This window comes from Patiriisocius sp. Uisw_017, from assembly GCF_047731265.1.
GTDB lineage: Bacteria > Bacteroidota > Bacteroidia > Flavobacteriales > Flavobacteriaceae > Patiriisocius.
This window is the reverse complement of sequence record NZ_CP159835.1, coordinates 1085317-1098987: the sequence shown is the minus strand read 5'-3', so window position 1 is coordinate 1098987 and position 13671 is coordinate 1085317. Positions and strand designations below refer to the sequence as shown.

Below are 13671 nucleotides of genomic sequence, written 5' to 3'. Positions count from 1 at the left end.
AAATGCTTTCACGAATATTATGCTTAAAAGTTTATTATATGACAGAGAGGTTTTTTCCCACTTTGATAAACGATTCAATAGCTTTATCTAAATGTTGTTTTTCATGTGCAGCCGATAACTGTACTCTTATTCTTGCTTTATCTTTAGGAACTACAGGATAAAAGAATCCTGTAACGTAAATTCCTTCATTAAGTAGTTGGTTTGCCATGTCCTGAGAAAGCTTGGCGTCATATAGCATTACGGGTACGATTGCTGAATCACCGTTCACGATATCAAATCCCGCCGCGATCATTTTCTTTTTGAAATAATTTGTATTCTCTTCTAACTTGTCTCTAAGCGATGTGTCATTTTTTAATAAATGAAATACTTTTATAGAAGCCCCAACAATTGCTGGTGCCAAAGAGTTAGAGAATAAGTAAGGTCTAGATCGTTGACGGAGTATTTCAATGATTTCTTTTTTACCCGTAGTATAACCTCCCATTGCACCGCCCAGGGCTTTCCCTAGGGTCCCTGTTATGATGTCTATGCGTCCCATAACACGCTTTTCTTCTAAGGTTCCTCGTCCAGTTTTCCCTATAAAACCCGTGGCATGACACTCATCGATCATTACCATTGCGTCATATTTTTCGGCTAGGTCACAAATCTTATCTAAAGAGGCAACAATGCCATCCATAGAAAAGACACCATCTGTGACAATTATTTTGAAACGAGCACCATTCTTGTTGGCAGCAATCAATTGCTCTTCAAGCTCTTCCATATTGTTGTTTGCGTACCTATATCTGGCTGCTTTACAAAGGCGCACTCCATCAATGATTGAAGCGTGGTTTAGAGAATCACTAATAATTGCATCTTCTTTTCCAAATAGTGGTTCAAAGACCCCTCCATTGGCATCAAATGCAGCCGCATATAAAATGGTGTCTTCAGTTTCATAAAAAGAGGCAATTTCCGCCTCTAGCTCTTTATGTATATCTTGAGTACCGCAAATAAAACGAACGGATGACAAACCAAAGCCGTGAGTGTCCATCGCATCTTTTGCCGCTTGTATTACCTCTGGATGCGACGAGAGGCCTAGGTAATTATTCGAACAAAAATTTAAAACCGTTTCACCAGTATTAATTTTTATTTCTGCTCCTTGCGGCGAGGTGATAATTCGCTCACTTTTAAAAAGGCCGTTATTTTTGATGTCTTCGATTTCAGATTGAAGGTGTTCTTTAATTGCTCCGTACATAGTCAAATAATATATTATTTAAAAAAACAAATTTAAAGTTTATTTACCACTATTTGGTCCTGGGTATAGACTAATATTTTTTCTAAAATAGTGTACCCCATTTCTTCTAATGCTTGGGCATATCTTTCAATTTGTTCTTCATTTTCATAACTAGGCACCCCCGTTTTGTAATCTATTATAGCAACAGATTTACTGTCTGAAGAAAAATTTAATCTGTCGGGACGCAATAAAAAGCCATCTTTTGTAATGATATCCTTTTCTATGGCTACGGCTGCCGAAGCTGAAAAATAAGAGTGTAGATCTGGATGTTCTAAAACTTGTGCAACCGTTTTTTGTAGTTGTGCTAATTGCTCTTTTGAGATAAGACAACTCTTTTTTAAATTTTCAAAAACCGAAGCGGCATCATGAGCAGAAGTTATTTTCTCCATCGTATCATGAAAAAGGTTTCCAATAAGAATAGCATCTATTGTCTCATTGGTAAATACACTTTCACGAGCCTTTGTAATATGGAGATTGTGTGCTGATGGAGTACTTGAAATATAGGTTATTTCTAAAATTTCTTTTATTTCTCTTTCAGAAGGCATTAATCGTTTTTGAAAAGCCCCAAACTCATAACTAAGTTGTTCTTCTTGCCAGAGATGTTTGGATTTTAAAAATTCTAAAAACAAGTGGTTAAATGTTTTAATCCCATTTTTTGGTTCGCTGGGTTTTTCAGAAAAAATATACAGTTGTTCCACAGCGCGTGTTAGGGTTACATAAAGTAAATTAAAGTTGTCAAGTTCTAAAGTAGCTTGACGTTGTGCGTGCATCGTTGCTCCAATTTCTCCAAATTCTGAAACATTATTGTTGAAAGAGATTAATGCTTCATTAAAGGTATCGCTATAATTGTCTGGAACAGGCATCCAAATTTTTGGTTCGATTTCACGATATATTTCTTCATCTGCATACGGAAAAATGACTGCAGGAAATTCAAGCCCTTTCGCTTTGTGAACCGTCATGAATTGAACCCCGTTAGATTGTTGGGCACTTGCGATAGAAGCTTTTTCTTTTTTTATTTCCCAATAGTCTAAGAAGGATGCTTTTGTGGCTTGCGGTTTTAACTGAAAATCAAATATTAAATCCATAAGCGCATAGATATAAGCATCTGCAACGGTATCAATTTTAAAAGCTGAAATTATATATTCTGCCGCTTCATAAAGTGAGAGGCTTTTAATTTTTTCTAGCTTAAAATTAATGCCAAAACGTTCCATTGTTACTGAAAAATCTGGTGCGTCCTTATTGATAAATGCTTTTAGGAAATCATGTTTTTCAATGTTGATTGTAAGGTGCTCGTGAAGAAAATCTAGTAAGTACGCTTTAATTTTATTGTTTACTGAATGAACACTCAGTGACAAACAATTAATAATACACCGTACCAAGGGAGAATTATTAACGAGCAATGTTTCCGCAGAGATCACAGGAATTTCTGCCTCCATTAAGGTAGTGCTTAAGGCAACACCATCCGCTTTTTTTCGGGTAAGAATGCAAATGTCCCCATAACGAAATCCGTTGGCTATTAGTTTGACTATTGTTTCAATTGTTTTTTCAGCATAAGCTTTGTGCTTTTCTTCTTTGTTTTCGGTTTCAATAAAAGCTAATTGTACGAACCCATCGTGGTCGTAATGAACTTCTTGTTTGTTTCCGTCCACATATAATTTTTCATGCAACGGATTACTCAAAAACTGAGAAGTGAAAGAGAAAAATTCATTATTGAAAAGAACAATTTCCTTTAAACTTCTATAATTTTTAGGAAGGTTTAAAACATCGGGAATTGTGTTAAAGGGAGTTTTCTTATTAATTAGTCTAACAAATTGCTCAGGATTACCTCCTCGCCATCGATAAATAGACTGTTTAACATCTCCTACAAGTAAAAGCGATCCTTTGTCTTTTGTAGGTCTCTGTGATAAGGTGTTGTCAATCAAGGGCACCATATTTCCCCATTGCATTACGGAAGTGTCTTGAAACTCATCTATAAAATAATGATGGTACCGCTCGCCTAAACGTTCATAAATAAAAGGAGTGGGCTGGTTTTTAATTTCGTTGTGAATGAGTGTATTAAACTGAGAAATTGGGATTACATTTTGGGCTTCTTTTATTTTCTCAATCTCAATACTTACAAGATTAATAACTTGAAGAGGGTTAAGGTTGGATTGTATAGATTGTATAAACTGAATTTGAAAATACCCTGCCTTTGTTGCGTCAAATAGAATTTTGAATTGTGGATCTAATTGATCCATTGTTGATGCAATCTCAGGACTCTTATTCACTACCCCCTTGGAATATAGAGGCGCCACCCCAATTTTTTCTTGCCACTGTGCGCCATAGCTAACATTTAAATCTCCATTAGCTATTTTTAAAAAATAAGTATAAAAATAACCGCCGCTAAAAGAAAATTTGTCTAAACCATTTGCAGTGAGCAAGGTTAACATTGTATTGCCAAGATCTATAAGCTCTTTTTCAAGGTGGTTTTTCTTTTGTTCAAGTTCTTTATAAAACCTTGTAAAATCGTCGAGCCTCTTATCTTTCAAGTTGGCAATATGCGCTTGATCATTTTCATTGGTTAAAAGTTTTGAGGTTTTAAAAATGTCTTTTGCAATGTCCCAAGATTTATCATCGTCTGCCTTTAATAGTGTAAAGTCAACTAGGGCTTTGGTTATTTTATTGTCAATCCCTGTTTTACTAATCACGTTGTCAATCGCTTCAGTTAGCAAAGGATCTGTGTCTAGTAGGACTTCAAAATTAGATGGAAGTTTAAGATCGCGAGCAAATGTTCTAATAAGTCTGTGGTTAAAACCGTCAATAGTTTCAATGCTTAATGCTGCATAGTTGTGGAGTATGTCTTTTAAAATAAATGAAGCTTGACGTTGCAAGGTGGATATCTCCATATTTAATTCGGAAGCAATTAACAGCATCATTTGTGGAGTTTCCTTTAATTCTGAAGCTTTTGAAAATGCTCTTAAGCTTTCAATAACCCGTTCTTTCATTTCGGCCACTGCCTTATTTGTAAAGGTGAGTGCAAGCATGTGCTGGTAATAATTGGACTTCTTATTTTGAAAAAGATGAATAAGAAATTCTTTAACGAGCGTAAATGTTTTTCCACTTCCAGCAGCGGCATCATAAATTGTAAAAGGGGCAGGCGATTTCAAAAGCGATAAAGTTTGCTATAAAATTACTGAAAAGAAATCCTATTATTGAAAGCATTTGGGTTTTTTAAAACGTATGACAACCATAAGAACTGTTGATGACGGAATAAAAACTTATAAATTTTATAACATTGTATCCCCTTTATAATTCCTAAATTTGCCATTAGTATTTATTTATAACCTTTTAAACCAAAATATTATGGCTTTTGAATTACCACAATTACCATACGCTAAAGATGCGTTGGCACCACATATAGATGAAAGAACGATGGAAATCCATCACGGGAAACATCATCAAGGATATACTACCAAGCTAAATGCAGCTATTGAAGGCACTGATATGGAAGGAAAAACCATAGAGAATATCTTGATGAACCTTGATACGAATAATAAAGCTGTTAGAAATAACGGAGGCGGATTTTACAACCACTCCCTATTCTGGAGTGTGATGTCTCCAAATGGAGGAGGAGAACCTAAAGGAGCATTAGCTGAAGCGATTAACAAGTCTTTTAACTCGTTTGCAGATTTCAAGGAAAAATTTTCTAACGCTGCAAAGACGCAGTTTGGTTCTGGATGGGCATTTTTATGTGTTCAAAAAGATGGCTCTTTAGAGGTTTGTGGATGTCCAAATCAAGACAATCCTTTAATGCCTAGCGTAGGTTGTGGCGGAACACCAATTTTAGGAATTGATGTTTGGGAACACGCATATTATCTGAATTATCAAAATAAAAGACCAGATTACGTAGAGGCTTTCTTCAACGTTATTAACTGGGAAGAAGTTGGATCTCGTTTTATGAAGAATAAATAAGAGTCAAGCTTTTAAATTATTTTAAAAATCCCTCATTCTTTTGAATGGGGGATTTTTGATTTGAACCATTAGACAAATTTTGAGACCCGAACTTTTAACCTAAGGCGTTTTAGTTAGTTTATTTTTTGACTATTTTATGATTTGAAAAGACTCCTTCTGCAGTGTATATTTTAATAAAATAAACACCAGAGGGCAATTCAGCCAAATTCATTATAGAAGTTTCGGAATCACTAAAGAATCGCTTTACTAAAACCCCATTTATGGTATAAATTTCTAACGGTGTACCTGCAGCATTTGTTCGTATGGACAACTCGTTTTTTACAGGGTTAGGGTATAAAGAAACAATTTCTAATTCCTGATTGTTTATATTTAGTATTTGGCTTGCAAACAACGCTTTATCACCGTTTCCATTAGTAAACTCTAAAAAAAGAACATCGTTCTCGTTTGTTATTTCATACAAAAAAGGATTTAAGAAGTCGCCACTACTACGATAATAATCGTCATATTCAAAGCCAAACAGTAGATCATCAGTATTAGTGCAACCAGTTCCAAATTCTAAATAACCATCGATCATAAAACTGCTATTTGAATCGTCAAATAATAAAGTGTAATTGTAAAAAATACAATATCCAGTTAAAAAGGCGGATTCTCCCTCATCAAATGTGTGTTCAAATATTGGTGGTTTGATGTTGGGTGGAAAAATTTCTTGGTTATCAATAGTTAGTTTTTGTAAATACCAGGTATTATCAAACAACTGTGGATTTTGAGCAAAGCCAGTACCGTAAAGCACAAGCATGCTTAAGTATAGTAATTTTTTCATAATGGTTTATTTTATTGTTTAACTAATGTTTTTGCATTTTGTATTTCTCCATCACAGACTAAGACTATTGAATGCTGTCCTATTGTATTTGCTGAGAGTATAATGTTTTCGATGAGGGCAATACTATCGTTAACAATTTTTAATGTAGGATTTTTAGTGTCTATAAAATTAGTGCTTTCCTCGTTTCCTGCCAGCCATGCATCGTAGATAACCGTATCCATTTCTAAACTTATTTCTGCTTCTTGAAACAATGCCTTGCCCTGTTCTTTTTTTTCTGGATGCAATTCTAGGGTATATGCCTTTTGGGTATCAGTTGTATTACCAATAGCAACAACACCTCCCACAGCGCCCACTATTCCTGGAATAATGTCTATCACTGATATGTTTTTCCATATAATGTTATTGTTGTTCTTTACATTAGGTTTAATAGGTATGCCCTCTGCAAATGTCATAGGGTCGTTTGGGGTGTCTATTCTTGCTAGTAGACAAAAATGCCACTCGTTATCATTTATATTAATATAATCATCTGGATTAGGCACTTGCCAAGGAAATACAACAACTTTTGATTGCCCTGGTTCTAAAATGGGAACATCTAAGACACCTATTTCGTCACCCATTAAAACACTTTGACCTGTAACAGGGTCTGGTATTGAGAAATCTTCCCAATGTGATGGCCAAGGCAAAGCGCCATTTGCCTTGGCCCAATAAAGTTTAATGGGATCTGTGCCGCTAGAGGTTTCACAACTATTATTTGTAACGCGTACGTGAACATAGTTAACTCCATTTTCCTTATATTCTGGATTTTGATGTGTCTCAATTAAATCTACATCCTCTTGATTACGTACCCAAATATCATTGGACTCCCAAAAGTATTCACTTACAATATCTGGCTCATCAAATAAATCTGGAGCCGTGTTCTGCATTGCTAGGTCTAAGCCTGGAGTAAAATCGTCCATGCACTTTGCTGTTTTTACCGCGCGAAAGGCATTTACTCTACCAGTTCCTAAGGAGTCAATAAATCGTTCATTATGTGAAATATGATAAATATCATCTGCGGTATTTTTAATTATGTCTTTAACTTCATCTCCTGTGAGACTAGGATTAGCGGCGAAAACAAGGGCAGCTAGTCCTGAAACTAATGGAGTAGCTGCGGACGATGTGTTTCCGTAAGCATATCCTGAAGGGAATAGATTATAATTATTTTTTGCCGTTACTACTGTATTGCCAGGTGAAGCAACATCAACTTTCTCATTGTGTGTTAAGAAGCTGTTAGGTTGTGTATTAGGTCTATTTTGATGTACGTCTTTCCATGCCCTACTCCATAAATCATTATTTTGATGATACACATCTAAATTATAGCGAGACCCTACGATGGTTACAGACAGTGTACTATCGTAAGAAGCTGGTAAATTTATCGTATTGTCTTGATTATTTCCAGCACCAGCAACTACTAAGACGCCTCTGCGTGCAATATCTTCATACATTTCTTCATGAATTGCACTATAGTATGTGCTATAGTTTCCTGCAAAACTACAATTAATAACTCTAACCTCTGGAATTTGAGATGCAAGCCAGACGCCTTCAGTTAGTTCTGAGTAAGAAAAACCACTTGATCCAACAGAAAAAATTTTAGTATTATAGCCTATACTAGCTATTCCTTTACCGTTATTAGTACTCGCAGCCATAATACTTGCTACAGTTGTACCATGTCCATTAACAGAATTAACGGTGCCACTAATAAGTATAGATCCAGCTTCTTTACCAGCTAAATCTTCATGACTATAATCTACAGGAGTATCAGATATTCCAACAAATACACCAGGACTTCCTTTCGTAATCTTCCAAGCAAACCTCGCTTTCATTAATTCAAGAGCGGTATTAGGTAAGTTTTCAAAAACAAGTTCATTATAATCATTGGGATAATTAGCACTTTGCGATGTTGTAAATGACATCGTTGCATTTTCATTTGTTGTATTTAATGGGTTTTCAAACAAGACTTGCTCGTTACTTAATATTTCTAAATCTTGAATTTCTGGCCGTTGAAGTAAATCACTATGTGATTCAGTACTTGCCATAGTAATTTTATATACTCGTTGCAAACTAGAAGTGCTTGCTCCGGGAAAAGCTTGTTTAAACTCATACAAATTTTTAGAATTTAAGAAGCTCGAAAAAGCAACGTTTGCTGTAGATAGCGTTAAGGTTTCATCAGTATTTACGGTTTTTTGTATGTTGCCTAAATTTGTGTTTTCAGCTATTCTTAAATAATAACTCTGCCTTTCCTGAGAAAACACGTTATAATTTATTAAAAACAAAAGTCCTAATAGGAACAATACTTGATGGGGGGGGGGGTAATCATTAATTTTTTCATAAGATAAAATTTAAAAAGTTAATGAGGAGAATAGTGAAGCTAAGATAGTTATAATTTATTAAAACACAACTGCTTGGTTGTTGTAGATGTACCTTATTGTTTTACGCCTTGGTGTTTTTTGGTACAGATACTTTAAATTTAGACAATTTGAAAAATAGAAATGTATTTATTGAATATTGTTTAACCATCTGCATATTTCTTGTTTTTGAGTAAACAAAAAAAGTATAAACAAGTGTTTCATTGGGGATGGGAATCTCTCGCTAACGCTCGCCACCCCGATTTAAACTTATTGCATAAAAAAAGATAAACAAGAGTTCCGGGAGTATGTGAAACGGCTTCGCTTCGCTCGCCACCCCGATTTAAATTTGGCGCATAAAAAAAGGTAAACAAGAGTTCCGGGAGTATGTGAAACGGCTTCGCTTCGCTCGCCACCCCGATTTAAATTTGGCGCATAAAAAAAGGTAAACAAGAGTTCCGGGAGTATGTGAAACGGCTTCGCTTCGCTCGCCACCCCGATTTAAATTTGGCGCATAAAAAAAGGTAAACAAGAGTTCCGGGAGTATGTGAAACGGCTTCGCTTCGCTCGCCACCCCGATTTAAATTTGGCGCATAAAAAAAGGTAAACAAGAGTTCACCTTTTTTTGCCCCAAATCTACCATGAACTTAACCTACTTATGCTATGGTAAGTTTCAAATATAGCGGATAAATAATTGTATTTTTTTAATTTTTAGACCAATTGCCTTAAAACTCGTTAAATAGCACTATGTTAGAACAATTATCGGTAAACAGCACCGTTTTTTCTAGAATTCAGCGCTTTTTTCCCTATTGTTTTTCAAAAATACTGGTATCTGTGGCAGTCCAAAAGGTGGCTTTTTGTCCTGAAAATTTAAGTCCGCTATTTGCCCAACTATTACAAGTTTTAAAAATACTATAGCTTCCTTTTGCTTCATAAAAGGCATCTGTTGTATTATAGTTGTTAGTGGTATTTATATACTTAAAAGAGCCGTTTTTAGTTATTTCAAAACTATTTTTCAGATACTTGACAAGACGTTCATATTGTTTTTTGCTAATGATTATTTTAATACAATTTTCACTTTCTGTCATCCCATAATAATAAGTAGCATGCATTGCTGAAGTACTAAACCCGGTTGCAGCTTTAAAAGCTGTTGAAAATTTTAAATCTGCCAAAGTAGGAGTGTTTAAGTAAAAACCTTTGTCTCCCCAACCCAATGCTAAATATGGGTATTCATTAGTTGCCGCTTCTGTATGCTCAGGCTTTATATATATTGTCCAATCCATTTGTGATGTTCTTGAAGGCACAACATTGGTCAAAATATAGATTGCAACTTCATTAGGAGTGTTTCGTTCTTCGGCTACGGTTATTTTCGAAAGCAGCGTCGCAACGACTACATATCCCAATATTGCTAACATAAAGTAGCCTATCCCTTTTATGGAAATTACTAGTGTTCTCTTCAAATTATAATACTTTAGGTTTAACACGAATTGATCACCCTTAAAAGTATATTGTTTTATTTAGAGGGAGTTAAAGAGCTCGTTAAAGCATCTTTTACTTGAGTATTATATTCTTGAACATAGGTCAAAAGTATTTATAGAAGAGCCGGAAACGGTCTTACTGCATAGGCTATTATGTAAATTAAGGTGTAAAAAATGTAAATAAGGGTTTAATAGAGCTAGAGAAACTTTTCTTCGTGCTCGGTCAAACAGCTGTTTTTAAAGTATAAAAAAGAAGTTCATTTGGGATTGGGAAACGGCTTCGCTTTGTTCGCCACCCCAGAATTTGGCGCATAAAAAAAGGTAAACGAGCGTTTTGAGCAGTATGGTAAACGGCTTCGCTTTGCTCGCCACCCCAGAATTTAGTTTGTTGCTTAAAAAAGGTAAACGAGCGTTTTGAGCAGTATGGTAAACGGCTTCGCTTTGCTCGCCACCCCAGAATTTAGTTTGTTGCTTAAAAAAGGTAAACGAGCGTTTTGAGCAGTATGGTAAACGGCTTCGCTTTGCTCGCCACCCCAGAATTTGGCGCATAAAAAAAGGTAAACAAGAGTTCACCTTTTTTTGCCCCAAATCTACCATGAACTTAACCTACTTATGCTATGGTATTAATCAAATATAGTAATTTATTATTAGCATTATAATATTTTTCCTGCTTTTGGATAAAATGACTTTTTCTATCGATTAAAGGTTGGAAAAGGCGTTGTATTATAAATTTTAATAGGCTCTTTCAGGATTTCCTTCGTAATAATTTATGTATGCTTTATTTACAACCCTGTTACCCCCATTTGTTGGGTAGTTCCCTGTAAAATACCAATCTCCTAGGTGATTAGGACAGGCTTTATGCAAATCCTCAACACTTTGAAAAATTAATTTGACATCAGTGGTTAAAGAGTCGTCCCTTATTATTTCTGCAATTTTATCAGAGATTTCTTCATCGCTAAACGGATCGTATATCTCTTTTACGTGATTTATAACTTTTGCATCAACGAGAGCTAACTGCTGTACACATTTGTTATAAACGTCTTCTATAGTTTGAAAAGTGCCTCTTTCTTTGTGTAGTTCTAAAGCAGCATTAAATGCTACTAGATGTTCTAACCTAGCCATATCTATTCCATAACAATCTGGATACCTAATTTGAGGTGCTGACGAAACAACAACTATTTTTTTCGGTTTTAATCGATCTAACATTCTTAAAATACTTTTCTTTAGTGTCGTTCCACGAACGATACTATCATCAATAATTACAAGATTGTCTTCCGGTTTAACTACGCCATAAGTAACATCATATACATGAGCTACTAGATCATCTCGGCTGCTATCATCGGCAATAAAGGTTCGTAGTTTTACGTCTTTAATAGCTATTTTTTCAGTCCTTATTTTATGGGCTTGTATTTCTGTAAGGCGAGCTTCGGTCAGATTCCCTGCTTCTTTTAAAATTGCTTCGTTCTTTTGTTTATTGAGTTCGTCTTGTGCGGCATCTAACATTCCATAGAACGAAGTTTCCGCGGTGTTTGGTATGAAAGAGAAAACACTATTTTCTGTATCGTAGTTTATAGCCTCTAAAACTTTTGGCATAATTAATCGACCTAATTCTTTTCGTTCTTGATAGATTTCGGCATCACTTCCGCGAGAAAAATAAATGCGTTCAAAAGAACAAGATTTACGTTCAAGAGGTGCTAGTATTTGATTAACCGTCATTGCGCCATTTTTCCGCATAAGTATTGCTTGACCTGGCTCAACTTCTTTTACATCCTCAAAATTTACATTAAATACCGTCTGAATTACGGGGCGTTCACTCGCAACTACAATTACTTCATCGTCTTTATAATAATACGCTGGTCTAATTCCTGCTGGATCACGCAATACAAAAGCGTCACCGTGCCCTAATAATCCTGCCATAGCATAGCCTCCATCCCAGTCTTTAGCGGATTTTTTCAAGATTTTTTCAAGATTTAAATTTTCTGCTATATAAGGTGATGCTTCTACTTTTGAAAGCCCTTTCTTTTTTGCTTGTCTGTATAACTTTGCGACATCACGATCAAGAAAATGACCTATCTTTTCCATTACCGTAATAGTGTCTGCTTTTTCTTTTGGGTGCATTCCCAATTTTATTAAGTTTTGAAATAACTCTGTAGTGTTCGTCATATTGAAGTTACCAGCAATAATGAGGTTGCGGTGCATCCAATTGTTTTGTCTTAAAAAAGGGTGTACTGTTTCTACACTATTACCGCCAAAAGTACCATACCGTACGTGGCCTAACATAAGCTCTCCAATATATGGTATTTTTCGTTTTTGAGCCGCTACATCATCTTTAATAGTTGGGTTTTTGGTAAACTCGTCATTGATACGTGCATTAATTTGAGCAAATATATCTTGAATGGGTTGTGTTTTGTTTGAACGCACTCTACTAATATATCGTTCTCCATGAGTAGGGTCAAATTTAATACTTGCAAAACCGGCACCATCCTGCCCGCGGTTGTGCTGTTTTTCCATCATAAGGTACATCTTGTTTACTCCGTAAAATGCGGTACCGTACTTCTCCTTATAATATTCAAGGGGTTTTAATAATCGAATGAGGGCAATACCACATTCGTGTTTTAAAGCATCACTCATATCTATTGTCCGCTGCGGCGGATAGGTTTAATTTCCCTTGGCAATGGGACGTTTTATACAATTTAATTGATCGACTACTATATATAAAAAAGCCCCGAAAATTCGAGGCGTGTTTTTATGTTAATTCCATTTCGTATTGTGTTAAGCTTTTAAACTGTCGCAGGCGATTCGCAATTTCGGTGTCGCTTAAATTTTGCATTCTTTCTGTTCCAAATTTCTCTACACAAAAACTCGCTAAGCAAGAGCCGTGAATAATAGCTCGTTTCATGTTTTCAAAACTGTAATCCCCTGTTTTAGCTAAAAATCCAGTAAAGCCTCCTGCAAAGGAATCACCAGCACCAGTTGGATCAAAGACATCGGCTAATGGTAAGGCTGGCGCAAAAAACATTTCCTCTTTATGAAACAATAATGCACCGTGTTCACCTTTCTTGATGACCACATATTTAGGACCCATTTCCATTATTTTTTTTGAGGCATTAACCAATGAGTACGCTCCAGATAGTTGCCTTGCTTCCTCATCGTTAATAGTTATAACATCTACTTTAGCAATTACCTTTTTTAGATCTTCTAATGCAATATCCATCCAAAAATTCATCGTGTCAAGGACAACTAATTTTGGGTCATTCATTTGGTTAATAACGCCCATTTGTACCATAGGGTGCAAATTGCCGAGCATTACAACTTCAGAATCTTTATAGCTTTCGGGTACAACGGGGTTAAATGTTTCAAGCACATTGAGTTCAGTTGCTAATGTATCTCGTGAATTCATATCGTTATGATACTTTCCACTCCAGAAAAACGTCTTTCCATCAGGGACTATTTCAAGTCCTTTTACATCCATTCCTTTTTCTTTAAGCATCTCTATATAAGTTGAAGGAAAATCTCCTCCAACAACACTTACAATAGCGCTATCTACATCAAACCGTGAGGCCGAAAGACCTATATAAGTAGCTGCGCCGCCGAGAATTTTATCTGTTTTTCCAAATGGCGTTTCAATCGCATCAAATGCAACGGTACCAACAATTACTAGTTTACTCAAGAAATAAAGTTTAAAAATGAAGTGCAAATATAAGCGTTTTTATAGTGTGTTACTAAACTTATAATAGTTCACTTTTTTCAAATTTTGGTTTAAATTTTTGT

Annotated in this window: 9 protein-coding genes; 1 reads left to right on the top strand and 8 read right to left on the bottom strand. The window is 35.5% G+C overall.

Annotation, left to right across the window (positions count from 1 at the left end; all coding sequences use genetic code 11):
* Nucleotides 1-34: 34 nt before the first annotated feature.
* Nucleotides 35-1228, bottom strand: a complete 1194-nt coding sequence (gene kbl, locus ABXT67_RS04990; RefSeq protein ID WP_415376183.1) for a glycine C-acetyltransferase — start codon at nucleotides 1226-1228, stop codon at nucleotides 35-37.
* Between the two features lie 32 nt (nucleotides 1229-1260).
* Nucleotides 1261-4413, bottom strand: coding sequence for a UvrD-helicase domain-containing protein (locus tag ABXT67_RS04985; RefSeq protein WP_415376182.1), 3153 nt, complete (start codon nucleotides 4411-4413; stop codon nucleotides 1261-1263).
* Between the two features lie 196 nt (nucleotides 4414-4609).
* On the opposite strand from ABXT67_RS04985, the gene ABXT67_RS04980 reads away from it, so the two are divergent.
* Nucleotides 4610-5218: a superoxide dismutase gene (locus tag ABXT67_RS04980; protein ID WP_415376181.1), complete on the top strand. Its 609-nt coding sequence runs from the start codon at nucleotides 4610-4612 to the stop codon at nucleotides 5216-5218.
* A 118-nt stretch (nucleotides 5219-5336) separates the two neighbouring features.
* Here ABXT67_RS04980 and ABXT67_RS04975 read toward each other — a convergent pair whose 3' ends face one another.
* From ABXT67_RS04975 to ABXT67_RS04950, 6 genes are all read right to left on the bottom strand, one after another.
* Nucleotides 5337-6038 carry a T9SS type A sorting domain-containing protein gene (locus ABXT67_RS04975; RefSeq protein WP_415376180.1) on the bottom strand — a complete coding sequence of 234 codons (702 nt, stop codon included), beginning with the start codon at nucleotides 6036-6038 and terminating at the stop codon, nucleotides 5337-5339.
* 11 nt (nucleotides 6039-6049) lie between these two features.
* Nucleotides 6050-8329, bottom strand: coding sequence for a S8 family peptidase (locus ABXT67_RS04970; protein ID WP_415376179.1), 2280 nt, complete (start codon nucleotides 8327-8329; stop codon nucleotides 6050-6052).
* An 899-nt stretch (nucleotides 8330-9228) separates the two neighbouring features.
* Nucleotides 9229-9882 (bottom strand): DUF2459 domain-containing protein, encoded by a 654-nt coding sequence (locus tag ABXT67_RS04965; protein ID WP_415376178.1) that lies wholly within the window; start codon nucleotides 9880-9882, stop codon nucleotides 9229-9231.
* A 255-nt stretch (nucleotides 9883-10137) separates the two neighbouring features.
* Entirely contained in the window at nucleotides 10138-10497 is a 360-nt protein-coding gene (locus ABXT67_RS04960) for a hypothetical protein (RefSeq protein ID WP_415376177.1), read from the bottom strand.
* A 135-nt stretch (nucleotides 10498-10632) separates the two neighbouring features.
* Nucleotides 10633-12531 carry an amidophosphoribosyltransferase gene (locus ABXT67_RS04955; RefSeq protein ID WP_415376176.1) on the bottom strand — a complete coding sequence of 633 codons (1899 nt, stop codon included), beginning with the start codon at nucleotides 12529-12531 and terminating at the stop codon, nucleotides 10633-10635.
* Between the two features lie 115 nt (nucleotides 12532-12646).
* The gene (locus ABXT67_RS04950; protein WP_415376175.1) at nucleotides 12647-13570 is read right to left on the bottom strand and encodes a PfkB family carbohydrate kinase; all 924 of its coding nucleotides are present in this window, start codon (nucleotides 13568-13570) and stop codon (nucleotides 12647-12649) included.
* Nucleotides 13571-13671: the final 101 nt, after the last annotated feature.